At 38.8% G+C, this 26,242-nt stretch carries 21 protein-coding genes; 13 read left to right on the forward strand and 8 right to left on the reverse strand.

The window, feature by feature from the left end; all coding sequences use genetic code 11:
• Nucleotides 1-3 precede the first annotated feature (3 nt).
• A complete protein-coding gene (locus HXT19_RS04205; RefSeq protein WP_020759463.1) occupies nt 4-888 on the reverse strand; it encodes a bifunctional methylenetetrahydrofolate dehydrogenase/methenyltetrahydrofolate cyclohydrolase in 885 nt (294 codons plus the stop codon).
• 243 nt (nt 889-1,131) lie between these two features.
• On the opposite strand from HXT19_RS04205, the gene HXT19_RS04210 reads away from it, so the two are divergent.
• On the forward strand, nt 1,132-2,205 hold the full coding sequence (locus tag HXT19_RS04210) for a metal ABC transporter solute-binding protein, Zn/Mn family (protein WP_004114839.1): 1,074 nt from the start codon (nt 1,132-1,134) through the stop codon (nt 2,203-2,205).
• Between the two features lie 133 nt (nt 2,206-2,338).
• Here HXT19_RS04210 and HXT19_RS04215 read toward each other — a convergent pair whose 3' ends face one another.
• Entirely contained in the window at nt 2,339-2,935 is a 597-nt protein-coding gene (locus tag HXT19_RS04215; protein WP_009994378.1) for a CarD family transcriptional regulator, read from the reverse strand.
• A 146-nt stretch (nt 2,936-3,081) separates the two neighbouring features.
• Between HXT19_RS04215 and glgB the strand changes: the two genes are divergently transcribed.
• From glgB to HXT19_RS04230, 3 genes are read left to right on the forward strand one after another with little or no spacing between them, the layout of a single operon-like run.
• Nucleotides 3,082-5,355: a 1,4-alpha-glucan branching protein GlgB gene (gene glgB, locus HXT19_RS04220; RefSeq protein ID WP_004117613.1), complete on the forward strand. Its 2,274-nt coding sequence runs from the start codon at nt 3,082-3,084 to the stop codon at nt 5,353-5,355.
• Between the two features lie 47 nt (nt 5,356-5,402).
• Nucleotides 5,403-6,143: a response regulator transcription factor gene (locus HXT19_RS04225; RefSeq protein ID WP_004113162.1), complete on the forward strand. Its 741-nt coding sequence runs from the start codon at nt 5,403-5,405 to the stop codon at nt 6,141-6,143.
• On the forward strand, nt 6,115-7,248 hold the full coding sequence (locus tag HXT19_RS04230; RefSeq protein ID WP_004114833.1) for a sensor histidine kinase: 1,134 nt from the start codon (nt 6,115-6,117) through the stop codon (nt 7,246-7,248). The genes HXT19_RS04225 and HXT19_RS04230 overlap by 29 nt, the downstream gene beginning before the upstream one ends.
• A 7-nt stretch (nt 7,249-7,255) precedes the next feature.
• On the opposite strand, the gene HXT19_RS04235 is transcribed toward HXT19_RS04230, so the two are convergent.
• Together HXT19_RS04235 and HXT19_RS04240 are read right to left on the reverse strand one after the other, a co-directional pair.
• Complete coding sequence (locus HXT19_RS04235; protein WP_009994383.1) at nt 7,256-8,041, reverse strand: ComF family protein; 786 nt, start codon at nt 8,039-8,041, stop codon at nt 7,256-7,258.
• A gap of 118 nt (nt 8,042-8,159) precedes the next feature.
• On the reverse strand, nt 8,160-8,978 hold the full coding sequence (locus HXT19_RS04240) for an HAD-IIB family hydrolase (protein WP_004113169.1): 819 nt from the start codon (nt 8,976-8,978) through the stop codon (nt 8,160-8,162).
• Nucleotides 8,979-9,153: 175 nt separating this feature from the next.
• On the opposite strand from HXT19_RS04240, the gene HXT19_RS04245 reads away from it, so the two are divergent.
• A complete protein-coding gene (locus HXT19_RS04245) occupies nt 9,154-9,582 on the forward strand; it encodes a metallopeptidase family protein (RefSeq protein WP_004138024.1) in 429 nt (142 codons plus the stop codon).
• Nucleotides 9,583-9,610: 28 nt separating this feature from the next.
• Here HXT19_RS04245 and HXT19_RS04250 read toward each other — a convergent pair whose 3' ends face one another.
• Nucleotides 9,611-11,212 carry a DUF5719 family protein gene (locus HXT19_RS04250; protein WP_285067803.1) on the reverse strand — a complete coding sequence of 534 codons (1,602 nt, stop codon included), beginning with the start codon at nt 11,210-11,212 and terminating at the stop codon, nt 9,611-9,613.
• A 49-nt stretch (nt 11,213-11,261) separates the two neighbouring features.
• Nucleotides 11,262-14,558 carry a glycosyltransferase family 2 protein gene (locus HXT19_RS04255; RefSeq protein ID WP_422119631.1) on the reverse strand — a complete coding sequence of 1,099 codons (3,297 nt, stop codon included), beginning with the start codon at nt 14,556-14,558 and terminating at the stop codon, nt 11,262-11,264.
• A gap of 104 nt (nt 14,559-14,662) precedes the next feature.
• On the opposite strand from HXT19_RS04255, the gene HXT19_RS04260 reads away from it, so the two are divergent.
• The 4 genes from HXT19_RS04260 (at nt 14,663) to HXT19_RS04275 (ending at nt 20,081) form a co-directional block, all read left to right on the forward strand.
• Nucleotides 14,663-16,117 carry an LCP family protein gene (locus tag HXT19_RS04260; RefSeq protein WP_004113175.1) on the forward strand — a complete coding sequence of 485 codons (1,455 nt, stop codon included), beginning with the start codon at nt 14,663-14,665 and terminating at the stop codon, nt 16,115-16,117.
• Between the two features lie 141 nt (nt 16,118-16,258).
• Nucleotides 16,259-17,644: an LCP family protein gene (locus tag HXT19_RS04265; protein WP_422119632.1), complete on the forward strand. Its 1,386-nt coding sequence runs from the start codon at nt 16,259-16,261 to the stop codon at nt 17,642-17,644.
• 95 nt (nt 17,645-17,739) lie between these two features.
• On the forward strand, nt 17,740-19,629 hold the full coding sequence (locus tag HXT19_RS04270; RefSeq protein WP_165844581.1) for an FtsK/SpoIIIE domain-containing protein: 1,890 nt from the start codon (nt 17,740-17,742) through the stop codon (nt 19,627-19,629).
• Between the two features lie 179 nt (nt 19,630-19,808).
• Nucleotides 19,809-20,081, forward strand: coding sequence for a WhiB family transcriptional regulator (locus HXT19_RS04275; RefSeq protein WP_004113182.1), 273 nt, complete (start codon nt 19,809-19,811; stop codon nt 20,079-20,081).
• A 7-nt stretch (nt 20,082-20,088) separates the two neighbouring features.
• Here HXT19_RS04275 and HXT19_RS04280 read toward each other — a convergent pair whose 3' ends face one another.
• The gene (locus tag HXT19_RS04280; protein ID WP_032837358.1) at nt 20,089-21,573 is read right to left on the reverse strand and encodes a sensor histidine kinase; all 1,485 of its coding nucleotides are present in this window, start codon (nt 21,571-21,573) and stop codon (nt 20,089-20,091) included.
• A 322-nt stretch (nt 21,574-21,895) separates the two neighbouring features.
• Between HXT19_RS04280 and HXT19_RS04285 the strand changes: the two genes are divergently transcribed.
• Together HXT19_RS04285 and HXT19_RS04290 are read left to right on the forward strand one after the other, a co-directional pair.
• Nucleotides 21,896-22,162: a type II toxin-antitoxin system HicA family toxin gene (locus HXT19_RS04285; protein WP_004113190.1), complete on the forward strand. Its 267-nt coding sequence runs from the start codon at nt 21,896-21,898 to the stop codon at nt 22,160-22,162.
• Nucleotides 22,156-22,554, forward strand: coding sequence for a type II toxin-antitoxin system HicB family antitoxin (locus HXT19_RS04290; RefSeq protein ID WP_009993678.1), 399 nt, complete (start codon nt 22,156-22,158; stop codon nt 22,552-22,554). Before HXT19_RS04285 ends, HXT19_RS04290 begins: the two co-directional genes overlap by 7 nt.
• A 29-nt stretch (nt 22,555-22,583) precedes the next feature.
• Here the strand turns inward: HXT19_RS04290 and HXT19_RS04295 are convergent, their stop codons facing one another.
• A complete protein-coding gene (locus HXT19_RS04295) occupies nt 22,584-23,192 on the reverse strand; it encodes a pyroglutamyl-peptidase I (protein WP_004114816.1) in 609 nt (202 codons plus the stop codon).
• 335 nt (nt 23,193-23,527) lie between these two features.
• Between HXT19_RS04295 and nox the strand changes: the two genes are divergently transcribed.
• Together nox and HXT19_RS04305 are read left to right on the forward strand one after the other, a co-directional pair.
• On the forward strand, nt 23,528-24,868 hold the full coding sequence (nox, locus tag HXT19_RS04300; RefSeq protein ID WP_004138306.1) for a H2O-forming NADH oxidase: 1,341 nt from the start codon (nt 23,528-23,530) through the stop codon (nt 24,866-24,868).
• 181 nt (nt 24,869-25,049) lie between these two features.
• A complete protein-coding gene (locus HXT19_RS04305) occupies nt 25,050-26,174 on the forward strand; it encodes a 4-hydroxybutyrate dehydrogenase (RefSeq protein ID WP_101890386.1) in 1,125 nt (374 codons plus the stop codon).
• Nucleotides 26,175-26,242 lie beyond the last annotated feature (68 nt).

Raw genomic sequence — 26,242 nt, forward strand, 5'->3', positions numbered from 1 at the left:
ACACTACTCGCCGCTTGCTGCTCGCTCAGCCATGTCAACAACATTAGCCAATAGCATTGCGCGAGTCATTGGACCCACTCCACCAGGATTTGGCGAATACGCTCCCGCGACTTCTCTACAAGCAACATCAACATCGCCTTTTACACGATATCTGCCCACTTCTTCATCAAAAACGCGCGATACACCAACATCAACCAACACACATCCAGGCTTAACATCGCAAGGCTTTACAAATCCAGTGCTGCCCATTGCTGCAATAATAACGTCGGAGCGCATCATAATATCATGCAAATCGCGCGTGCGCGTGTGGCATAATGTTACAGTTGCATCTACTCCCCTGCGCGTAAGAAGCAGCCCGATTGTTCGTCCAACAGTAATTCCTCGTCCAAGTACGCACACATTTTTGCCTTCAAGATCAATGTTATAAGCATCTAGCAGTGCCAAAATTCCTCGCGGCGTGCATGGAAGAGGTGTAACAATATCTCCCGAAATATGCATAACCAGCTCGCCTAAATTGTACGGATGCATTCCGTCGCAATCTTTTGCAGGGTCTATTGCCTCAATAATCTTCTTAGAATCCACGCCTTTTGGCAAAGGTAATTGCACTATAAAACCTGTGCAGGAAGGGTCATTATTTAATTTTTCGACAGCAGTAAGAATTTCGTATTCGCTAGCGTCTTCTGGCAAATCGCATCGGATTGAGCGAATCCCCACTTCTTCGCAATCCTTGTGTTTTCCAGCAACATACTTCAACGAACCAGGGTCGCTTCCAACTAAAAGCGTTCCAAGCCCTGGATTAATGCCCTTTTCTTTAAGCTTTTCTACTCTATTTTTTAAGTCGCTTTTAATACTTGCAGCTAGCGCTTTCCCATCTAATACAACAACCATGATTCACTTCCCAGCTCGCATGTTAATTCTTATGTTCAACTTACAAATCATCTAATACAATTCGTACACGTAGTATATTCGTATGGATAGGCTATCGTGAGGTATAGAGGTGCGCGACACAACTACTAATAACAGGATATTAATAATAGAATGGTATTTATTATTAGTAATACAACTTATTAGCTGTACCACAGCAGTACCACACTTTTGTACGTGCACGCTGTTTACGGAAGGGGCGCAAAGATGTGTGAAAATACTTTTCATTTAAGTCGCGCAAAGAAAATATGCAAAGCGATTTTAGCTTGCGCAATTGTGCCATCAATGTTGATTGGCATGGCTGGGTGCGGTGCAAATTCACAATCTTCTGAAAAAACAACACATACAAAAAAAGAAATTAAACAAATTAAAGTTGTTTCCACACTTGAATCTTGGGCAAGCTTAGCCAGAGAGATCGGAGGCAACGATGTTGTTGTTAAGTCAATAATAAACAAGCCAGATGTTGATTCCTCCTCATTTAAACCATCCAGTAAGGATTTGCAAAAACTTTATGATGCACAAGTTGTGATTTCTAACGGGGCTGGATATGACAGTTGGATTGCAAAATACTTATCTAAAAAGAGCGAAACAGTAAATGCTGCTTCTACAGTTGGCGCTTTAAATGGTGATAATCCTTACTTATGGTTGTCCAAAGATGCGAGAAGTGCTATGGCGTCTAATATTTGCGACGTTTTCTCTAAGATTCTTCCGTCAAAGAAGAAGATTTTTACTAAAAGACTTAATACTGTTAAATCTCAAGAAAAGAATCTTGACGAGTATATTGAAAAGTTTGGTAAAGATCACAAAAACTTAAAGTATGCGTCGACTAATCCTATTCTTTTCTGGCTTATGTCAGATATGAATATAGAGGATTCTACTCCTAAAGAATATGCTACTCAGGCTGCTCAAGACGATGCTATTGATAAGACTAATGTGGACAAATTCCAGAAATTAATAGAAGAAAGAAAATTTGACGTAATAATCAACAACAGTCAACGCAATAATACTGACATAAGCATTTTGACTGGAACAGCTGGAAGAAGCTACACGTCTGTGATGTGGGTTAACGAGCTCATGCCAACGTATGCAACCGATTTAAGAAAATGGGTTATGAAAATTTGCGAAGACATTGACAATGCCGGTAAAGCTACGATTAACATGAGAAAAGAGTTGGGAAAGCACGAAGCCTCTCAGCAAAATAAGCCTATTACAGAAAAGCCTACAGTTTCTAAGCCAGATCCAAGTAGGTCTAACAAAGGTCAGCAGGATCCTGGAAAGTAAATCTGAAAAATAAAAATAAGTAGAAGATATAGGAAGATATAAAAAAATATAAATAAAGAATAAAATTCACCTCCTAAATTTTTATAACTTAGGAGGTGAATTTTTATGTCCTATTTCTTTTTAGTTTTATGTCCTACTTCTTTTTAGATTTTTTAGACCTCTCGGCAAGCAATCTAAGAGTATCTGCAGCAGCTTCTTCTGGAGCTTGAGTATGGTGTTGCTCATCTCCAGGCAGAGGATCAGCATATCCAAGATTCACATTTAACAAGCGTTCTGCCTGCTCTTCGTCAATCTTTTCAGATAATGCAATTTCCGAAATAAGAATACTGCGAGCGCGAGCAAGCATACGCTTTTCTCCTGCAGACAAACCATGTTCGTCTACATCTCGCTGTGATAAATCTCGAACAACTTCTGCAATCTTGTTAACATCGCCAGTAGCGATTTTCTCAACATTAAGCTTGTATCTACGAGACCAATTCATTTCTTTTTCGAGAATAGGAGTGCGTAAAATTTCAAAAACTTTAGCAACTTCTTTTGCGCCTACAATATCTCGAACGCCAACTTTTTTGACATTGTCTACTGGGACATTAATCTCTAAACCATCTGAAGACAATACAACTAAGCGTAAGTATTGCCTAGTAATACCTTTGACAGTGCGTTCACTAATTTCCTCGACTCGAGCCGCACCATGACGAGGATAGACGACCATATCGCCGACTTGATAACCCACAGAACCCTCCGTATGCACAGAAAAACTCATTTCAGTTTTCCATAAGGCAAAGACTTGAGGCTCGAAAAGATATTTTTTTGACTGATTAGTCAAACTTTGCTCAAAACACACAAGACATACGCAAATAATGTTGTATGATAGACAACATGAGTACAGTATCTAACATCAATGAAGATGCAATCGCAATGGCTGTCCGTCAGGACGTGCTTGCTGCGGTCAGCAACGCAGAATACTACAATCCACACGAGGTCCTTGGTGGACATCTCGGAACTGGCAAAGGCGCTGGTACTGCCACGGTTCGCGTATTGCGACCAATGGCCAAGAAGGTAACAATTCTTACTAAGGGCGGAGAATACGAAGCCAAACACGAATACAACGGTATTTTTACTGCTGTTGTTCCTGCCACAAAGCATTCTAAGAGCAAAGAATGGTCTGTTCCTAGCTATCGTATCCGCACTGTGGAAGTGGATGGAACTGAGTCTGTAGATGATGATCCGTACCGTTACTTGCCTCAGATTGGCGATATGGACATGTATCTGTTTGGCGAAGGCAGACACGAAAGACTTTGGGAAGCACTGGGTGCTCATGTTAAAAGCATTACCGATTCTTGGGGTCTTGTTAGCCCAGAAACAGGCAAGATGGTTAAAAAAGTTACTGGAACTGCTTTTACGGTGTGGGCGCCAAACGCACGCGCTGTAAGAGTTGTTGGCAACTTTAACTATTGGAATGGTCGCCGCCACGCAATGCGTTCTCTTGGATCTAGCGGTATTTGGGAGCTTTTCATTCCAGGAGTAGGTGCAGGCGAAGTTTATAAGTTTGAGATTATGACTCAAGCTGGAAACTGGATTATGAAGGCAGATCCTATGGAGCGCTCTCATGAGCTTCCACCTAATACTGGATCTGTTGTTGTTGATTCCGAATTTAAATGGCACGATAGCGAATGGCTTGAACATCGCGCAAAGACTAATGCTCACGATGGTCCTGTAAGCATCTACGAAGTTCAGGCAAATAGCTGGAATCGCGATTACGATAATTATCGCGAACTTGCAGATCACCTGGTTGATTACGTTCAGCAAGAAGGCTTTACTCACGTTGAGTTTATGCCTCTTACCCAATACCCGTTCTCAGGTTCTTGGGGTTATCAGGTGACTGGTTATTACGCTGTTGACTCTAGGCTTGGAAGCCCAGACGACTTTAAGTACTTGGTAAACAAGCTCCACAAGGCTGGCATTGGTGTGATTATGGATTGGGTTCCAGCACACTTCCCTAAGGATGACTTTGCTTTGGGTAGATTCGACGGCACTGCGCTTTATGAAGACCCTGATCCTCTTCGCGGCGAGCACCCAGATTGGGGAACGTACATATTTAACTTTGGCAGACACGAGGTTCGTAACTTCTTGGTTGCTAACGCCTGCTTCTGGCTTAGCGAGTATCACGTTGATGCTTTGCGTGTAGACGCTGTGTCTTCTATGCTCTACTTGGATTACAGCCGTGAAGCTGGTCAATGGCGTCCAAACATGTATGGCGGACGCGAAAACCTTGAGGCTATTGACTTTATTAAGGAAGCAAACGCTACTGCATACAAGAATAATCCTGGAATTATGATGATTGCAGAAGAGTCCACTGCATATCAAGGAGTTACTGCTCCTACAGACATGGGCGGCTTAGGCTTTGGCTTAAAGTGGAATATGGGCTGGATGCACGACACTTTGCAATACCTTAAGGAAGAGCCGATTAATCGCCGTTGGCATCACAACGAAATCACATTCTCTATGGTTTACGCATATTCCGAACATTATGTGTTGCCTTTGAGCCACGATGAAGTTGTCTATGGCAAGGGATCTCTTCTTGGAAAGATGCCTGGAGACGAGTGGCAGCAATTTGCTGGCCTTCGTGCGCTTTTGGCATATCAGTGGTCTCACCCAGGAAAGAATCTTCTGTTTATGGGTGGAGAAATTGGTCAGTCTTGCGAATGGAACTTCAACAATTCGCTTAATTGGCATGAGCTTCAATGGCCGTTCCATCAAGGTGTACAAAAGTTGGTAGCAGATCTTAACGCTTTGTATAAGAGTTCTAGAGCATTTTGGAGCCAAGACTTTACGCCAGACGGATTCCAGTGGCTTACTAGCGACGATTCTGATCACAATACTTTAAGCTACATTCGTATTGGTGATAACGGTGAAGAAATTGTTGTGGTTGTTAACTTCTCTGGTCAGGCTTGGCAAGATTATCAAGTGGCATTGCCTAAGGGTGGTCAATGGGAAGAAGTTCTTACAACAGACGACGCTAAGTATTGTGGTTCTGATATTCACAATGGCACATTCACAGCCGCTGCTGAAGAGTATCATTCAAGACCATATTCTGCAAGGATTACTGTTCCAGCGCTTGGAGCTGTATTCCTTAAGCCAGTCAGCAAGTAGTTAGTTGATAATTAATAACTTAAGTTAGGAATCTGAATTAGGTTAAAATGTTGGACACTCCATCAGAAAAAGGTGTTCCTCGAACAATTCTTGTTGTAGAGGATGAGCCAGATTTAGCCACAGCTATTGCGCAACGTATTGTTGCCAGAGGTTGGAAGGCTAGAGTTGTTTCTGATGGAGTGTCTGCTGTTAAAGCTGCTTTAACATTAAAGCCTGATCTTATAATTATGGACGTCATGCTTCCTGTTATGGACGGCATTGAGGCGACTCGCAGAATAGTATCTAGATACCCTATTCCTGTGCTGATGCTTACAGCTAGAGATGCTGAGTCGGATAAACTGGCTGGATTAAGCGCTGGAGCAGACGATTATGTTACTAAACCGTTTTCTCCTAGAGAACTTATCGCAAGATGTGCTGCTATTTTGAGGAGAGTTGAAAGAGCTACTTTAATCGCAAATAGAGCGCAATATAACGCTCTATTTAAGTTTGGAGATTTGATTATTGACCCTAGACAGAGGCTTGTTACTCTTAACGGTAAAGAAATTCATTTTACTCCTACTGAATTTTCTTTATTGACTACTTTTGCAAAGCATCCTCATGATGTTTTAAAACGAGAAACACTTTTAGAAGAAGTCTGGGATTGGCCAGATGCTTCTGGAACTAGAACTGTTGATTCACATGTTAAATCTTTAAGACATAAAATTGGTTCTTCTTGGATTCGCACAATACATGGAATAGGTTATGCTTTTGAGCCACCTGATGAAGATTATGACCAAATATTTAACTAGAAATAATAAAAATAACAATAACAATTCTGTTGATAAAGTAGGTAAAGTCGATTCTTTTTCTGAGGTCACTTTGCGATCTGCTTTGCATCCTAATCGTTTTATAGGGTTTTTTGCGTCTTTAAAAGGTGAATTATCTGCGATTATTGTTGTTGCAACAGCTATAGCATTTGTAATGGCTTGGTTTCTTTTAAAAGTTGGGTTAAGCGGATGGATTGCAATGCCTATAACGCTAGCTGTAGCGCTAGGTATAACTTACGCATTTTCCAGAGGATTAACTGCTCCGCTTAGACAAATGCGAGATGCTTCTGAAGCAATGGCAGATGGTGATTATTCCGTGCGAGTTCAGATTGAGAATAGAAAAGACGAGGTTGGAAAATTAACTCTAGCTTTTAACGAAATGGCTGAAGAACTAGAGCATGCTGATAATATGAGGCGTGATCTTATAGCTAATGTAAGCCACGAGCTTAGAACACCTGTTAGTGCATTACAAGCTATGGTAGAAAATCTTGCTGATGGAGTTGTAGAGCCGACACCGTCGAATATGGAGGCTATTCTAAATCAGATTCACAAGTTGGCTGATTTAATCACTTTTCTACTCGATTTGTCTAGAGTAGAAGCTGGTGCAGAAAGTCTTGTTATTACAGAGTTCGATTTTAAAGATTTTCTTAACAGTATTGTCGAACCTATAGAAATAGCGGATGCTGGGCATAATCATCATATAAGTCTTAATGTCGAAAATGATATTACGCTTGTTGGGGACAAAAATCGCCTATCGCAATTGTTTACTAATGTGGTTTCTAATTCTATTAAACATTCTGCAGACAATACTAAGATTCTTATAACAGCAAAATCGAATCATGAGAAGAATACTCTAGTTTGTAACGTTATTAATTTTGGAAACCAGATTCCTAAGGAGGATAGGGCTGATATTTTCCGAAAATTTGTTAAGGGAAGCCAAGGTATTGGAACTGAGTCTGGTGGCACAGGATTGGGTTTGTCTATTGCAAGATGGGCTGCACAATTGCATAACGGTACTGTAAAAGTTGTTGATGATAAGCGTGGAGCTAATTTTGAGATTACACTACCGCTTACGTATAACAAATAACGAGTTATTATAATCCGTATAAAACACTTTCCTTTGACCATACTCCTGCTATAGCAAAACACGCGAAAACTGTTATACCACAATCTTTTAATGCTTCAACACAATTTTTCATCGTAGATCCTGTAGTGATAATGTCGTCTAAAAGTATTACTTTGCATCCTTTTGGCACTATTCTTGTGTCTACTAAAAACCCTTTTGTGGTTCGCAAAGATCGTCCCCTACTTCCTTTAACTTGAACTGATTTTACTTTTATTTTGCCCATTTTGATTGCTTTTACAACCCGTGCATTAATACCATATTCTTTAAGATTTTTAGAAACGTATTTAGCAATAGGATCCATGTGTTTTCTTCCGCGTTTTCTTTGTGATTTAGAAGACGATGGAATTGGTACGATAATAAGATTTTCAATAATATTTTCATCGGTATTTTTGCAATTACTTTCATAACTATTTTTATAATCACTAATAACTTTGATTATCAATTGAGAAACCAAATATGAAAAAGGCTTATCGAGAAGTTGATTACTATGATCCTTCCAACACAACAAAGATTTCCTTACAAAACCTACATAAGTTGAGCACGAATAAATATTTCCGCACATTACGCTTATCAAAGGATCCTTATGCCATTCTTTAAACATACTCGTGCAATCATCGCACAAAACGCAATCAGGAAGATCACATCCTGCGCAGCCAACTGGAAGAATAAGATTAACCATGGTTTTAAAAACAATCGTCCAAGAAATGTTAAGAATAAGCCCATTTATTTTATGAGTTAGATTTTTTAAAAGCATAAATCGACGATAAATATTACAAAATGTAATTGCAATAAAATTAAGTCAATGTGGTTAAAGGCTATTTTAAAATTTGAAAATATTTATGGAATTAGAAAATTGTCTAAAAATCAGCGCACTAGGAATTAAGATGTTTTAACATTCCAGTGCACAAGTTAAATGTGTCACTAGGATCTTTTACTCTAATAGCCAAAGCTCTAGTTAAAGATGTTGGGTAATCATTACCGCCTTCATACATTCGATCTCCAACAAAAGCCATCTTATTTAAAGGAATATGGCAATAGGAAGAAAGAGCCTTAAGAGCTTGAGCCTTATTATCGCCTTTGCTGACAATATCGACACTAGTAAAACCACCAGCACGCACAGAAAAATCAGGCAAATTTTTAGAAATTTCTTGAGCTAAAGTAGTTTTTAAAATTCCACTAGGATCCCACTGTTTTTTAAATTCAACAGGAGCGAGTTGACCTAAAGCTGAAAAAGTGATTTGCGTACCACGATTCTCTATCTGACTCCCCCAAAGTTTCTCATCTGAATCACACTTCCACAAACCCATTTTTTTAGCACAAGATATAATTACTTCAATAACATGATTTGCATCATCGTCAGAAATATTATGCGAGTAAATGCAGTACAATCTCCCATCCGAAATGCGATAATAGCTTGCTCCATTAGTCGGCATAATGTGTAGATTATCAAGTCTTGTATATGCAGGTAAAACATTTAAAATCTGACTTTTAACTAGTCGCAAGTCACCGCCAGTAATAACAGCAATAGGCAACCTATTTATCAAATCACCAAAAACTGTACGCATTCCACTTGTCATAGGCTTTTTTGAACAAGCAAGAGTATTGTCTAAATCAAAACCAATAAGCGAATACGATACAAGATACTCACAAAGTCCTTGCTCATTCCACTCATGAATATTAGACTCCAACACTTGCCTCCTGTACAAACCTTGCAATTCAAGTATTCCATATTATTAACATATTTACTACAACGTGTCTTGCATGTTTTGCAGACCACTCATTTCACCATCTATTTCACCATCTATTTCACCATCTATTCCACTATGAGTTTGTCAAATTGCCCTAGCATACAAATAAAGTTAAAGCATGACGTCTTTAATATGGGAACAGCGAAGATATAAAAATCGACACGGCAGAGGAATGAGAATGCCAATGTTTGGCACAAGACTACCACGGTACAGAACAGCAAGCGGAATGTTTGACTCAATGGTAGCTGGTCAAATACGAAGACTTAATGGCGCATGGTCTAATCTTACAAAAGGCGTGCAGTTTGCTGTAGAAGACGTTCCACCATCTCAACCAGTACTTTGGGAAAGCAACAAAAGAATAATGTCTCAAGTATTTCCAGCTTCCAAAGGAATACCACCTAGAATCGTATTGTACAGGCTGCCGCTATGCACACATGTTACTAGTCGCGCAGAATTACAATACGCCATTCGAGATGAGATGGTCCAACGACTAGCAGAATTGTATGGCAGAAGACCAGAAGAAATAGACCCAGACTGGGGATTGTAAAGATAATTAAAATAGTTTACTAAATAAACTACTTCACAATAGCAGGATTTGCTCTAACCTTAACACTTATTCTGTTAGGATCAAGTGATTTAGAAGGAATCCAAGCAACTCCTGCAAGTCCCGCGCTATTTACCGTATTATTTTGAATCCTAGAAGCAAAAGATACGCCAGACTTTGATTTAAGCGTAAACATAATTGCTTTAGGATTAATATCTTTTGCATATATTGTTGAAACAGTATAAGGTTTAATATCAACCGCTTTAGAAGATACCTTTATTCCATAAGAATCATAAGCATTTATGGTTACGTGAGAATTATCCACTAAACCATTTGCAATATATAACGAAGTTTCATCTGCAGAAAGCGGAGATACAAAAGCACTATTAGTCATAGGATTAACAGCATTAACAAAAGCAATATCACTCTGACCATCTTTACCGTTTCTTTCAACAGAAGCCATAATAAAAGTCGAGACAGTGCTTTGAGCAAAAATAGCGCCAACTCCCTTAGGAGCATTTCCTAAATCAACAACCTGAACTTGCCTTGCATTAAGATCTACTTCCTTAATGCTTTTCTTTCCTAAATCATCCAGCCAATATAAATCGAGTTTCCCACTTTTATCAGACCAAATATAAGCTTTGACCTGATCTCCATCTGTAATGCCGGGTAAAACAGGTTCCTTAGACGCTGAGCTTGTTGGCTGAATAATATCCACTCCCTTAGAAACAAGTCCTTGAGAGCGAACGACTTTAACAAAAGATGAAACTGGTGCTTGGTCACTTGAAACTTGAATATACAGCCCATTAGTTTTCTCGGCTGCGGCAGAAATGTTAAAAGAAGAGTCACTATGCGCTGGAACAGTAAAAGTACTTCCAGTAGATAGATTCATTTGAGCACCTGATCTACTTGTTGACCACGCTTTAACACTCACAACAGTTGGTTTTGATGAAAGATTAATAGAATTTAATCTTATTGACACACCTTCCGATATTTGCGGAATAATAAAGTTTTGTCGCATTGATGGAGATACGCAAGAAGTAGCAGACAAACCTTTTAAATCCCCATTTGTTGCCCAAGATACACTAGAAGCAACTGATCCAGTACCAGACTGTGCATTAAGAAAATTGCTTTCTAAAATTTGAGCATCTTTGTCTACATTATTTTCAGCAAAATAAGCTTTACTATCATCATCTGAATTAGAAACATTAGTAAAAGATTTATTGACTAAATCTTTAGAATTCCCAGAATCTTTTAAACCATGTACAGAGGACTTATAAACATTGCCAAAGGACGCATATCGCGCAACCGACTTTAAATCACCTTCGGATTCTTGAAACTCACTATCGCCATAATTTGCTAAATCTGGCAAAGATACTCTAGTCGGACAAACCGTTTGAAAATTAGTAGAACTTACTTGTTTTTCCACACTTCCATTCGGATAAATAGGATCATCCATAATATGTTTAAACGGAGATGTGTAGGATATTACAACAGCAGTAGAAACTAGTATTGCAGCGCTTAAAAGCGACAATAACAATAATTTGAATCTTCTAAAACGAGTAGAAAGATTAACAGAAGCATACTCTTCTGCATGGCGATGACTATTTTTAGAATTCTTATTCGACTTCATTTAAATCTTCCCTGACATATTATTCGTTTAATAAATCATAATCATCTAACTAATCATCTAAACGCTCTATTAAATTGCTATTATTAAAACGCGGCAACGCTACTAAGCAATACAATAATAGGACTAAAGCAAAAACAATAAACCAAGGCATTCTCCATGAAAGTGGACGAGAATGGCTATAAATCGATGTTTTTGAAACAGATTTTTTACTGTTATCAACATCAAAACGGCAGTATGTTCCGTGATCAGATGAAACAACAAGTTGAGTACCATCGGAAGCATTAACGTTAGCAATCAGGTTTTCTGTAGCCTCCTTATTAGAAGTACTATCAGAAGACAAGATGGAATTGTTAGCAGATAAGTTAGTTTTAGTTATGGAATCGTTAACAATATAAATTCCACCTATTCCAAGCTGTTTCAGAGTTTCTATAGACTCATCGTCTGCATGAGAAAGAAGCTTAGAAGCTGCATAATATAGTGTGTTTCTGCTAGGAGAATACCCGTAAAGTACATCTCGAACTTGTAATGCTGGAGATAGATCAATAAGATCACCGCGAACAGTTCGCATAAGTGAAATATCTAGCTCACGACTATTTATTGCTTTAATAGCAAGGACTCGATTAGAGTCATTCTTCCTTAAATAGTCAGAAACAACCATTGGTAAACCGTTATCACTTGCATAAACAGAAGTTAAAGGACCACTTGTTATAGCAAATAATCCGAGCAGAATAGCAACAGCAAAAATACCAAAAGCTAAAATTCCTCTAGCAAGATGAATAATCTTACGGAGCATCGCTTTAGCAGAGCGCCTAATAGCAGCACGCTTAGAAACGCGCGTCGTATAATCGTCTGGATTATTATCAATATTTATATTAGATCTTCGCAAAGGCTCAAAACGATGAACAGCTTTACCAGCAACCATGCACATGCAAGCAAGCACACCAAGCGCGCTTAAACATACGCCTGGAAGAACGCTAGAAGATATAGGTCCATCAAAATCCGCTGCGATAACGACTCGAGATGCAACTAATGAAAGAGCCATACCACTTACTATCACAACCCACATCATTCTAGAAGTTCTTAAAGCAAATGGAAGAGCAAGAGAAGCTAAAGCCATTAACAAAGCGAGAACAGCAAACACAATCATTATGATTCCGCGAAGCTGCATAATAGGCAAAGATTGAGAAGAAAAATGATTCAAATCAATATTGAAAGCTCTAAGTAAAACATCTAAATAGTTGACAACTCTAGGAGCACCATTGATTTTTTGCGATGGAACAGCCATAGTCGCAAAAAGCTGACGCCACATTCCAGATTCAAAATAGCGAACTACACTACCTAGAGTTGGAAGAAGAACCAACACAGAAGGTATAGGCATAAGCGCTAGCATAAAACGATGTGAACGAACCATTATCAATGATGCTATGAAAATAACAATCATAGGTAGGATAAGCTGAGGGCAAGCTGCAAGAGGAATCATAAAGCATAACGATGCGCATGCAGCACATTGTATAGATGGAACAGGAAGCACTGGGTCTTCTGTAACATACATTCCTACAGCGTGGAAAGCAAACGCAAATGCTGCTGGCAAAAACACCATTGTTAGAAGCATTGGTAAGTCGCCTCTAGCGAATATGCCAAATGCCATTGCAATCATTGTCCAACAAATACCAGAACAAACTCTTACAATATCGGAACGAGTAAATACTCCTGCAAGCGCCCAAAAACTTAACAACATTGCTGGAGCTGCAAGGAAGAAAATAACACTTACTGCAGCGATTGTATTGCCACCAAACACAATAGAGGCGAGCATCCAAATAATAAGAAGAGGAGATGGAGGCATTGCAGAAGCAAAACCATCATCTGGAATATAAGATCCAATTGCAGAATTAAAAAGTTGATTAAAACTAGAGCCAGTTGGAAGTAATTGGCTTGAATAAAGCGAGGATCCAGAAAAAATCTTACTAATAGGAGCACCATAAAGAAGCATAACAGCCGCAAACACAAGCAAAGAAGCAAAAATAGCAGCACTCCAACGAAGTAAAATTCGCTTATGCAAATGTCGTCTTGCAAGCGGACTTAAAATAACTCCCTTTTTTTGAGTTTTAAAAGCAACAGTCTTGTCTTTCCAACGTGTAATTTGGCTACGACTTGCTATAAGGGACGAAAGCCTCTTCAAAGACACTTTCGCCACTCTAGATACTCTTCTTCTAGCAAAAATAGCTCTAGGAAATTGCGCTAATGCTATCCACGGGAGCATAAGGTGCATGAATGCCACATATGGTTGCTTAGCAAACAAAGACTGCAAGGCGCGAATTAATGACATAGGCAGGCTACACAACCAAACAATTGGCCACATAATCACACGAATATCCGTGTACAAATATCTTTGTTTTGCCATAATCGAATATGCAGAACCGTAGCAAATACTAGATTTTTCAACAGGTCTTTCTTCTCCACTTCGAGTGCGGATTCCATCAAAACGCGCTCTTCTATGCGCTATGCGAGCTTTTGGCACAACAACTACTCGCCCACCGCTTAAAATAACTCGCCTACAAAAATCGTTAGACTCTTCAAACGTTGTTAACCAAGGTTGAGTCCCTCGCATTTGCCATGCGCTAAGAGAAACAAGAGCACCAGCCAAAGAAACAGAATAAACATCTCCGCGAAAATCATACTGCTCCTGATCTGGTTCACCTTCTACAGTAAGAGAATGCACTCTATGTTTCCATGCATACATGCCAACATTGTGCAAAATCTTACCCTGCCAATCCACTTGTTTTGCACCTAGAATACAAGCTGTTGGTGTATTTCTCCATGTTTCTCTTAAAGCCTCAAGACACTTGTTATCGCAAGGTTTTGAATCGTCGTGAAGAAGCCACAAGGATTTAACGCCTTGCAATGGTAAAAGTTTTCTCAAAGATTTTTCTACCGCATCGCCAAAAGATTTTGCAGATTTAATAGGTAGAACAATAATCTTTATCTTTGCGTAAGATTCCTGTATATAACCCTGATTGTTGTTAGAAAAATCACCACCATAATTACTAACAAAATCTGCGCTAGAAATTAGACCAGATAATGTTGTTGGTTCTATTTGAACATTAAAAGATGTTACAGATTCTTTTTCTACTCTATTAGCACAATCAGCTACAACAATAGTTCCTGGAAGAACAGTTTGATTTATTAAAGCTTGCAAAGTGTCTTCATAAAACCGCGTATCTCTCTCAACACTCATTATTGAAATAATCGACGAATCAACTTCGCGCGGTTGCTTGCGATTTAAAGCTGAAAAAACGTGTAAAACATTATTTTCAAACGTATCAGTCTCAGCGGTTAATGAATCCATACATAATAGTGTACGCAAGGGGTATGTATTATGCATGTTTAGATAATTCTCAATAGAATGCACTATAATAGTAGCTTATATGTGTGTTTACGAAAGAAGGAAGCATGGCAGCCTCTCGCTATGAACAAGACCGCCGGTACCAAACTAACTATTGGGACTCCTCAGCTCCACATCATAGCTTAAGCAATCATATTTTATATAATTCTCGTAAATTAATTTCTATTGTTATTGTTGCCATTCTAGCCTTCTTTTCTACAATCATAGCAGCTGTTTGGCTTGATTTTTCGTCTACAATACAATCTCGTGTTGTTAACATGATTACAAAAGATGGCAAAAAAGTTCAAGCAGTAGACCCTAACGCTGGTAAAACAATCAACATTCTTGTTCTTGGTCAAGATACTCGAGAAGGCAGAAACCGTGCTTTTCAGGGCGGTGGAGAAGATGAAAATCATCAATCAGATACGGCAATGATTGTTCAAATCAGCGCAGACAGATCCTATATAAATATTGTTTCTATTCCAAGAGACTCAATGGTTAAAGCAGCATCATGCAATACGACTAATGGAAAAATTCCTTCCAGACGCAAAGTGATGTTTAATTCTATTTTTGCTCTTGGGTACGCTAAAGGCGGCGACTTAGCATCGGCAGCATCGTGCACTCTTGCAACAGTAAATGAAATTACTGGATTAGATATAACTAATTTCATTGTTGCAGACTTTAGTGGTCTAAGCGACATGATTAACGCAATAGGCGGCGTAAATTTGTGTATTCCAGTAGATACTAAAGACTACTACACTGGAGTTAATTTAAAGCACGGATTACAGCATTTAGATGGTGTTCAAGCAACACAGTATGCAAGAATGAGGCATGATACTGCAAGCGATGGCTCAGATATTATGAGAACTACTCGTCAACAATATCTACTAAAACAGCTTATTCATCAAGCATTGTCTAAAAACTTGTTCACACAATCTGGTCAGCTATATCAGCTTGCAAAATCTGCTCTAAAATCGCTTAATATAAGCGAAGGATTAGCAAATCCTGCGACACTGGTTGGATTAGCAACAAGCCTTCACAAGTTAAATACTTCTAATATTTATGCACAAACAATACCGATTACAGCTGATCCAGCTGACGAGAATCGTGTTATTCTTGACGACAGTGCAGAAGACGTTTGGGAATTGATGAGAGAAAATAAACCACTTACTAAGCATCTTGCCTCTAAGCAAAGTAAGTCTGAAAAATCTACAAAGAAAAATTCTAAAGAAGATAAAAAATCAACTTCTAAAGATTCCAATGTCTCAAATGACGATTCGGATAATACGAACGGTACAGGTTCCTACGATTCTACAAATAGCGGACCAGCAGGAAAACTTAGCGCTATTAATCCAAAAACTGGATTAGCTAAAGACGAATTAGGCAGACTAATAGACCCAAATAGTGGAGGCATAGTGGATCCAAATGATGGAACAATAAGAGATCCAAATACTGGGCATTACATGGGTATTGCAGATAAATACTTAAATAACACTATTTGCGCAGTTCCAAAAGGGAAATAATAAGAAAGATAGAAAATATATTTTCGACACTACTTTATAACCACAATGCTTTATAATGCCATTGTTAGTTATTGCATTGAGTTAATACGATTAGAAATTATTAATTAGCAAACACATACGAGTTATGCTACAGGAGGATAAATGAGCCAGCAACGTCCAGAAGACGCTTCAGGGAATCAGAATAATCCTCCTAGTTTTGCACCATCTAATCGTAGAAAAAATAAGAATGGCTCTTACTCACACAATACAAGCGCAAATAATGGAAATGCAATACCGAGTTTTCCTCCTAAACAGAATAACAAATTTAAAGAAATAGAAAATCAAAACTCACAAATCAATCAAAAAGCACCATCTTTTGCACCAACATCGCGCAAAAACGGCAACACAAGTCATCCAAAAATATCGAATATAACACCATCAATTAATGTGCAACCGATTAGCACAGCATATTCAAATTCCGAATCGTATATGATTTCACCTGAGTCTTATATAGGAACGTCTAATAAAATCTTTGAAAAACCAGACGATGTAGAATCAATTGATAATCCTGCTAATAACCCTATAGGTTATAGAAAAAAACATCATTTCTTAAAATACTTAACTCTATTGTTAGTAACGCTCTTAATTATTGTAGGAGTGTGTGGAGCGTTATCTTGGAACTGGGTTGATTCACAAATAAAACGCGAACCATGGTTGACTAATACAGAAGACACTCAAGAAACAACATGGCTTATTCTAGGATCAGACCAGAGAGAAGGCGAAGAAGCTAAAGAGATAACAGGCTTTAGAACAGACACTATTCTTGTACTAACAAAACCTGTAAGCGGACACAGCTCTTTAATATCAATTCCAAGAGACTCGCTTGTTTCAATAAATGGTCAGCAAATGAAAATAAACACTGTTGCGCAAGATATTGGAAAACAAGCCTTAACAAAAACAGTCGAAAAAATAACTGGTCACAAAATAGACCATGTAGCAGAAATAAAATTCGAAGGACTTACAAAAGTTGTAAATTCTCTGGGCGGAATAGATTTATGCTATAACCGTACTGTAAATGATGCATACAGTGGTCTTAATTGGACAGCTGGATGCCATAGCGTAGACGGAACAGTTGCGCTAGCTTTTTCCAGAATGAGATACGCGGATCCACAATCCGACTTTGGTAGAGCAGCAAGACAACGCATGGTGATAAGCGCAATAATGAAAAAAGCATTATCTAGCAGCACACTTACAAATTTTGGGACCGTAAAAGGATTTGCAAAAGCATCTCTCGATTCAGCAATGTTAGACGAAAACACAAATCCTGGAACACTACTAAACATGGGGCTTGCGTTTAAAGAAGCTACAGGAAAAGACGGTGTAACGGGAACAGTTTATTGGACAAACCCTGATTATGAGGTTTACGGAGTCGGATCATCAGTATTGTTAGACGACGCCAAGAACATTGAATTATTCAACCAGTTATCTGCAGGAACACATGCTCCTGGAAGCGTAGGAACACTTGCAGAATTAATGAATCAACAATAATACGAATACGATTAACACGATTAACACAAAAGTTTTATCGTATTTAAACCTTTAACCACACTGCTGTATTTTCCTTGCACAAACTGTAAAAACTCATGCATGATTGCGCTATGGAATATAAGGAATGTAAAAACTACGGAAACTATGAAAACAACGCAATCTATAATAAAAACGCATCCTCAAAATCAATGTTTTGGATGCAGATTATCGCTAATATTGTGCCGATTTTTGCCAATATTGCTCTAGCAATAATGGCGTGCTTGCAAAAAAGTTGGATGATGTTAGCTATGGTCGTCCCAAGCATAATGATGTATATTGCTTGCTTAATACCACAAATTATTCAATACAATGTGAATAAGAAAAGTGATAACAAAAACGAAAATAATATTAAAAAACATGTTGAAACACAATTTTCTAAAAGGATAAGTCGCCAGCATGTTCAAGGTGTTCCGAATACGCTTGTTCCAATAAATTTAGAAGCAATACTGATAAATAATGCGAATCAAATAAGCAGCATAAGTAATTCTAAAAATATAGTAAATCATGCTACTCCTCCATGGAAAAATGTTGTTTACTCTTGGCTAAAATCTTCCAATGAGTCAAATAAAAAACTCGTAGCACCAATCGGTATAAGCGAAAACGGATATTTTTGTTTAGACCTTATTAGAAACGGACCACACGCTCTTGTAGCAGGTACAACAGGCTCAGGCAAATCTGTGTTACTAACATCATGGTGTTTGGCTTTAGCATTCAACTACTCCCCCAAATCTTTGCAATTTGTTTTTATGGATTTTAAGGGTGGAGCCACATTTGACGCTCTTTCCACACTCCCACACAGCATTGGGAATGTAGGAGATCTAAACCTTCAACATGCAGTAAGAGCACTTAAAGGATTAGAAAAAGAATTAGATAGAAGAGAAAGATTAGTAGCATGCCAAGGATGCCATGATATTAATCAAGTAAAACCATACCAGCCTTCACTGGCTATTGTTATAGACGAATTTCACGCATTAAAAAATCAATTGCCAGACTACATGAATCGTCTTATACGAATAGCATCAGTTGGAAGATCCTTAGGAATGCACCTTATAGCATGCACACAGAATCCAATGGCACAAGTAAATGCAGACATGAAAGCAAATATGTCTATAAACATATGTTTAAGAGTTAGAGATGCAATGCAATCTCATGAATTATTAGGATCATCTTGTGCAGCGAGCATAAATCCAAACAATCCTGGAGCAGCATACTGCAACACTGGAGATGGAATAATAGCATTACAATGCTCACAAAGCAGAAACAAAGATTCTCTTATACAAGCAATAAAATTAGCTGGAAAATTCTACTACTATAATCAACCTAAACAACTATTCAGTGCTCCATTACCAAGATATTTAGGTTATTCAACAATCAAAAATTATTGCAATAATACTTTTTGCAACAATAAATCTTCTAGGTTTAATTCTGACTTTAGCTATGACTTAAGTAAAGAAGATGGATTGTTAATAGGCTTAAAAGACGATGGCATTAATTTAAGCGAGGCAATTCTACCTACAAATCTGGGAAATATCGCAATTATTGGAGGAAATAAGAGAGGAAAAACTAATCTTATAAACGTAATTTCTAAAGCTATAAAATCAAGAAACACATACAACAATTCGCAAAATATTTATATTTTAGACAATGCAGACTCACTGCTAGAACCTTTTAGTAGCGACACAAAGTCTCAAGAATTTCAAAGTAAACTAGTCAATCCAAAAATAACTGTAATTTTCTGCGCACAAAACGCAAGGCATATTCGCATACCAGAACAAGCACCAGTAAGAATAATATTCCCAACAGGAGATGCTGGAACAGATACAATGCTAGGAATACCATCAGACTTGCTAAAAACTCTTAATGTAGATGATTATCAAACTCCAGGAAGATGCGTAATGGTAATTCCTGGAAGTGCTAATCTATTACAGATTTTAAGTTTTACATAAGGCTTTACATAAAAAATATTTTAAATTATTCAAAAAATTAAAAAAATAAAAAATTCTTAAAAAAGTCTTGAAAAAAAGTTATATTCATGGTTTCCTTGAGTGCGGATAGTTTTTAAAAACAAAGTTTAATAATAGTTTTAACCAGCGTAAGCTACGTTTTTTAAAGGGGATATTTATTTATGAGCAGCGCATTTGATTGGCGTTCAAAAGCAGCATGCAGAGACAAAGATCCTGAGCTTTTCTTCCCAGTAGGAAGTAACAGTGCATCTAATCAGCAGGTTGAGGAAGCCAAAGCAGTGTGCAGAACTTGTAACGTTGCAGACAATTGCCTAAGATGCGCGCTTGAAACAAGCCAAGATTACGGCGTATGGGGTGGTCTTAGTGAAGATGAACGACGATCACTAAAACGCAGGGCTATACGTGCAAGAAGAAACCAAAATGCAGAACTGTAATCTACATCTACTCCACTCCTGGAACTCGTAGCTTAATGTCGAGAAGAACACGAGTTCCACCTTCTCTACGTTGCTCCCATTTAACTGTTCCGCCAAAGTCGTTAGTAACAAAAGTATTGATTAACTGAGTGCCTAACCCAGATCCAGAAGACTTAGCCATACCGTGCAAAGACTCACTTTCAATACCCTCTCCATCATCTTCGACGACGATACTCAGATTATCCCCACCTCTACCAACAGAAATCTTAATATGTCCTTCACTAACTCCCTCAAAACCATGCTCTACTGCGTTAGTCACAAGTTCTGTTAAAACAAGAGAAAGAGGAGTTGCATCTTGTGCTGCCAACATGCCAAACTTGCCACAAAAATCTATCGTAATATTCTGATTTTGCGAAGCAAGCTCAATAGACATTTTAAGCAAACTAGAAATAACCTTATCAAAATCAACAACCTCATCAGCTGTTTGACTTAAACCTTCGTGAACAAGAGCAATCGTCTGAACGCGTCTTTGTGCTTCTTCTAATTCTTTACGTACTTCTGCAGACTTAGTTTTTCTAGCTTGAAGACGAAGCAAAGCAGAAACAGCTTGAAGATTATTCTTAACACGATGATGAATTTCAGAAATAGTAGCATTCTTAGTTTGAAGCTCTTTTTCCCTACGGAGAACCTCTGTAACATCACGACAAAGAACAACTGCACCCGTTCGATCATTTGGACCATACAATGGAAGCGAGCGCATAGAAACAACAGAATTATTAACTTCTAGTTCGCAATCAACATCCGCTTTACCGCTTAGTACAAGAGGCAAACTTTCAGGAACAACATCGTTTGTGTGCAACAATCTTGCTCCAAACTCGCATAGAAACTCGCCTTGCATAGTGTCTAATCCGCCTAATCTACGGAAACAGCTAATTGCGTTAGGAGAAGCATAGCGCACAACTCCGCTTTCTTCTAAAATAATAAAACCATCTGCAACTCTAGCATTGTGGCGCTGATTTAGCATTGAATCGTGGTATGGAAATTGCTCTCGCGAAATCATGTCGAACAGAGTTTTGCCAGCATTAATGCTTTCGGTCTCATACCTACCGTTTGATTCTCTTGTAGCAAGATTTGTTTCTCTAAGAACAAGACCTAACGTCTTGCCATTATGACGCACTGGGGCGTAAACATTACAAACTGTTGCTCTTCCAACAGTTCTTAATACAGAAGAGTGGAAACTTGTTTCCTTACTCATTGCTGCACTTAGTTCTTGATGCATTGATTCATCTAGCTTTACGCCCAACAAATCTTCAGTTCGAAGTGTAATTGCTGTAGACGGACGACATTGTTCTGCCACAACGTAATCACCATTGCCGTTTTGAATAATCAAAAGCAAGTCTGCAAAACTTAAGTCTGCTATTACCTGCCAGTCTGCTACAAGGTGATGCAGCCATTCGCGATCAGACTCATCAAAATCTGGACGCGTTGCAAGAATATGAGAAAAATCAGCCATAACCACAATAATATAGCCACATGGATAAATCTAAAACTATGGAGGATTTACTCCTACCAATTACGTGGCAACAAATTACAATAACTCTTTTAATAAAATAGTCTTATAAATTTCTGTTCATAGATTTCTGTTAATAAAATAAATTTACGACTTTCCATATTTGTACGAACAAAAGTTAGTTTAAATTTGCATCGTTTCTTATATTTCACTCCAAATCATGATTTGCATAATTTCTATGCAGCAAACCGAATACATTGACACCATATGTAACACCACTTATAATTTTATAAACACCAAAAACACGCTATTAACTGGGGGTGAAATGTCGCAATGGGACAAATTACTTAAGCGAATACTTAGCTTATCTAAAGATATGAGATTTGAGGAATTGAAAAAAGTGCTAGAAGCCTACGGATATGAAATGTGCAATCCAAGAAGCGGAAGCAGTCATTATACTTTTCGCAAAAATCACGCCAACCCAATTACAATTCCTAAGCATGAACCAATCAAAAAGATATACGTAGAAATGGTGAAATCTGTAGTAGAAGCAGAAGACGAAGAAATAAAAGAGGAAAATCAAATATGGTGAAAACACTTACGAATAAAACGCTTAGCTACTACATGTCACTCCCATACAAGCTGGAGATTGTAAAAGATCCAGATGAAGGCGGATTTGTGTCCTACTACCCTGATTTGCCAGGGTGCATGAGTTCTGGAGAATCCGAACAAGAAGCAGCAGCAAATGCGCAGGATGCTAAAAAGGCTTGGCTGGAAGCCGCACTTCAAAGCAAAGTAAACATAAAAGAGCCGTCTTACCATGAGATAAATGATTATTCTGGGCAATTCAAATTGCGTCTTCCTAAAGAATTACACAGACAATTGTCTGAGCAATCTCAAGCCGAAGGCATAAGCATGAACCAGTATTGCGTTTATCTTCTTTCGCAAAACAACGCTATTGAGCGCGTGCTTGAGCGAGCATAGAAAATAAATACCTGGCTATTTGCTAGCAATCACTCGCAATCACTTGCAATCACTCGCAGTGCAATTTCAATGCCTCGAAGCATATCAGCTAAACTCATAGAACTCGTGCTCGGCTTATTGAGAACCTGCTCAGGCAAATACGGAACGTGAATGAAACCGCTCTTGATCGGCAATTTTTTAGTCTGGCAATAATGACAAACACTGTAAAGCACGTCATTACACACGTATGCGCCCGCAGAAAAAGACACAGACGCCGGCAATTTTGCTTTATTTAAAGCGTCAACTATGCTTACAACTGGCAAAGTCGCTTTATAAGCCACATCACCATCTTGCACAACAGGCTCATACCAAGGCTTATATCCACTATTATCCGGTATGCGCGCAGCTCTACAGTTAATACCAACATACTCGACATTAAAACAAGCAGAACCGCCAAATTGCCCTAACGAAAGCACAGCATTAGGATGAACTTCCTCTATTTTCTCAATAACTTTTTGCGCACCCTTGTTAAATTCCGTAGGAATCTGCAAACGAACAAGTTCCACACCCTCAGGAGCATGCACTGATTGCGCAATCTCCCACGACGGATTTATAGACTCATTATCAAACGGCGTAAAACCAGTAATCAAAATACGCATTAAAATACCCCCTCATACAACTCTCACTTATCAAACTTTATCAAAGTTTATCAAAATTTATCAAAATTTATCAAAAGACATTGCGAAACTATATATACACGAATGCACTTATATAAAACACTCACGATTCTATTACATACTTCACGTTCATAGAAAAGATTAAATCGTAATTACAACTTATACAATAATCAGAAACAACACACCTAGAATCAAAATTAGCAAGACTCGTATCAATGTAATAAGATTTAGTACCAGCGTGTAACTAACAAACAATGTGGTTAACAGCACGCATATGAAAATTAAACAGTAACATCAACGACGAAAAGAGATTACCGATGACCAAGATTATTCAGATTGGCGCAAATCATGCTGGCACTGCCTGCGCTAACACCATTTTGAGCTACCCAGGAAACGATCTTACAATTTACGATCAGAATAGCAACATTTCCTTCCTTGGCTGCGGTATGGCTTTGTGGATTGGAAAGCAGATTCAAAGCAGCGATGGTCTGTTCTACCAGAAGCCAGAAGATTTCGTTAAAAAGGGCGCAAAAGTAAATCTTGAAAGCAAAGTTCTAGACATTGATTACGCAAAGAAAGAAGTTACTGTAGAGCTTAAAGACGGCACTGTTATTCACGATTCTTACGATAAACTCGTTCTAGCTACTGGTAGCCTTCCAAACAAGCCACGCATTAAAGGCATTGACTTGGAAAACGTGCAAATGGTAAAGCTTTTCCAGAACGCGCAAACTGTTATTGCTAAGCTTCAAGAGCGCGATTTTAATAACGTTGTGGTTCTTGGCGGCGGCTACATTGGCGTGGAACTTGCGGAAGCTTTTAAGCGCCTTGGCAAGAACGTGACTCTTATTGACATGGAAGACCATATTCTTAACGGCTATTTTGACCCAGAGTTTTCCGATAATTTGAAGCAGATTATGGAAGATAAGGGCATTAAGTTTGAGCTTGGTCAAGCTGTTGAAGAGATTGTTGGAGATACTGAAGTTAAGGCTGTTAAAACAAGCAAGGGTACTTACGATGCCGACATGGTGATTTGTGCTATTGGATTCCACCCAAATGTTGCTCTTGGAAAAGATCATTTGAAGCAATACGAAAACGGCGCTTTCCTTGTTGATAAAAAGCAGCAAACTTCCGACCCAGACGTGTACGCTATTGGCGATTGCGCTACAATCTACGACAACGCTCGAGACCGCGTAAACTACATTGCGCTCGCTACTAATGCCGTTAGAAGCGGCTTGATTGCAGGCCACAACGTTTGCGGAACTCCTGTAGAAACCGAGGGCGTGCAAGGCTCTAGCGCAATGATGATTTACGACTACAAGCTTGTTTGCACTGGTTTGAGCTTAACGGCTGCTCAAAAAGAGGGCATGGACGTTGATTACGTTGATTTTGAGGATACTCAAAAGCCTGCGTTTATGGAAGTTGAGAATCCAAAAGTTAAGATTCGCATTGTTTACAAGAAGGATTCTAAGGTGATTGTTGGATGCCAATTGGCTTCTAACTACGATATGTCTGCAGCAATCCACCTGTTCTCTCTTGCTATTCAAAAGAAAGTCACGATTAAAGAGCTTGCATTGTGTGATATCTTCTTTATGCCTCACTTCAACCAGCCATACAATTACATTACGATGGCAGCTTACACGGCTTTGTTGAAGGGATGATTAGCTTCTGATTAATCTCTGCTGATTAAGTTCTGCGATTAGCTTAAATCGCGTTTATTAAACCAAGCAATTTGTTCTATAATGGAGCGGTTGCTTGGTTTTTTAATCATCCGCGCACAAATCGCGAATTAAAACGCGCATATTAGCGTAAGACGTACAAATTAAAACAAAGGAGTCTAGGATGAAGCAGCTATCTATTAAGCCAACTATTCACAAATTTGAAAATACGCGCGATTTTGCGCAAGAATTTAAGCTTGGCAAAGACGATTTGGTTATTACAAACAAGTACATTTGGGAGCCTTATTTTGGCGATTTAAATCTTGATTGTAATGTGATTTTCCAAGAAAACTACGGCAAGGGCGAGCCAAGCGACGAAATGGTTGACGCGATTGTTCGAGATATTCACACTACTCCAAGGCGCGTGATTGGCATTGGCGGCGGCACTGTTTTGGATATTTCTAAAGTTTGCGCGTTAAAGCAAACAAGCCCGCTTGAAGACTTGATTGATGGCAAGATTCCTGCGCAAAAAGGCGCAGATCTTATTCTTGTTCCAACTACTTGCGGCACTGGTTCCGAAGTTACAAACGTTGCCGTGTTCTCGCTCACAAAGCGCAACACTAAAAAGGGTTTGGCAAACGATTCTTGCTACGCTACAGACGCGGTTCTTATTCCAGAATTGTTAAAGAGCCTGCCTGATTACGTTTTTGCAACCAGCTCTATTGATGCTCTTACGCATTCTATTGAGTCTGCACTCTCCCCTATTGCAACAGAGCTTACAAAAATGTTTAGTTACAAGGCTTGCGGTCTTATTTTGCAAAGCTACATGCGAGTTGTTAAGGAAGGTAGCAGCGCTAAAGCCCAAGTTGTAAGCGACTTGGTTTCGGCAAGTCTTTACGCTGGCATTGCATTTGGTAATGCCGGATGCGGTTGCGTGCACGCTATGGCTTATCCTCTTGGCGGCACTTTCCACGTGGCTCATGGCGAAACGAACGCCGCGCTTCTTACAAGCGTTTTGCGCTACTATGCTAAGCACGAAGAGAATAGCGCTGAAAACACTGAACTTTCTAAGCTTTTTGACTTCATGGCAAATATTCTTGAATGCCAAAAAGCAGATGTATTAGATAAACTTGACGAAGTTCTTAACACGATTCTCCCTAAGCACAAGCTTCACGAGTATGGAATGACCAAAGACATGATTCGCGATTGGGCTGCAAGCGTTGTTAAAGAGCAGCAGCGACTTTTGAAGAATTCGTACATGCATATGAGCGAAGATGCTATTGCCGAAGTTTACGCATCTACTTTCTAAAGTCGGATAACGTATTTATAAAGTAACTAAATTAAACAAAATTCACTAAAAAATCCCCGCAACCAACA

Source organism: Gardnerella sp. DNF00038 (genome assembly GCF_049262855.1).
GTDB lineage: Bacteria > Actinomycetota > Actinomycetes > Actinomycetales > Bifidobacteriaceae > Bifidobacterium > Bifidobacterium vaginale.

Coding starts and splice junctions, on each gene's coding strand:
- HXT19_RS04205 (WP_020759463.1), bottom strand. CDS start 888: ATGGTTGTTGTATTAGATGGGAAAGCGCTAGCTGCAAGTATTAAAAGC.
- HXT19_RS04210 (WP_004114839.1), top strand. CDS start 1,132: ATGTGTGAAAATACTTTTCATTTAAGTCGCGCAAAGAAAATATGCAAA.
- glgB (WP_004117613.1), top strand. CDS start 3,082: ATGAGTACAGTATCTAACATCAATGAAGATGCAATCGCAATGGCTGTC.
- HXT19_RS04225 (WP_004113162.1), top strand. CDS start 5,403: ATGTTGGACACTCCATCAGAAAAAGGTGTTCCTCGAACAATTCTTGTT.
- HXT19_RS04230 (WP_004114833.1), top strand. CDS start 6,115: ATGAAGATTATGACCAAATATTTAACTAGAAATAATAAAAATAACAAT.
- HXT19_RS04235 (WP_009994383.1), bottom strand. CDS start 8,041: ATGCTTTTAAAAAATCTAACTCATAAAATAAATGGGCTTATTCTTAAC.
- HXT19_RS04245 (WP_004138024.1), top strand. CDS start 9,154: ATGACGTCTTTAATATGGGAACAGCGAAGATATAAAAATCGACACGGC.
- HXT19_RS04250 (WP_285067803.1), bottom strand. CDS start 11,212: ATGAAGTCGAATAAGAATTCTAAAAATAGTCATCGCCATGCAGAAGAG.
- HXT19_RS04255 (WP_422119631.1), bottom strand. CDS start 14,558: ATGGATTCATTAACCGCTGAGACTGATACGTTTGAAAATAATGTTTTA.
- HXT19_RS04260 (WP_004113175.1), top strand. CDS start 14,663: ATGGCAGCCTCTCGCTATGAACAAGACCGCCGGTACCAAACTAACTAT.
- HXT19_RS04265 (WP_422119632.1), top strand. CDS start 16,259: ATGAGCCAGCAACGTCCAGAAGACGCTTCAGGGAATCAGAATAATCCT.
- HXT19_RS04270 (WP_165844581.1), top strand. CDS start 17,740: ATGCATGATTGCGCTATGGAATATAAGGAATGTAAAAACTACGGAAAC.
- HXT19_RS04275 (WP_004113182.1), top strand. CDS start 19,809: ATGAGCAGCGCATTTGATTGGCGTTCAAAAGCAGCATGCAGAGACAAA.
- HXT19_RS04280 (WP_032837358.1), bottom strand. CDS start 21,573: ATGGCTGATTTTTCTCATATTCTTGCAACGCGTCCAGATTTTGATGAG.
- HXT19_RS04285 (WP_004113190.1), top strand. CDS start 21,896: ATGTCGCAATGGGACAAATTACTTAAGCGAATACTTAGCTTATCTAAA.
- HXT19_RS04290 (WP_009993678.1), top strand. CDS start 22,156: ATGGTGAAAACACTTACGAATAAAACGCTTAGCTACTACATGTCACTC.
- HXT19_RS04295 (WP_004114816.1), bottom strand. CDS start 23,192: ATGCGTATTTTGATTACTGGTTTTACGCCGTTTGATAATGAGTCTATA.
- nox (WP_004138306.1), top strand. CDS start 23,528: ATGACCAAGATTATTCAGATTGGCGCAAATCATGCTGGCACTGCCTGC.
- HXT19_RS04305 (WP_101890386.1), top strand. CDS start 25,050: ATGAAGCAGCTATCTATTAAGCCAACTATTCACAAATTTGAAAATACG.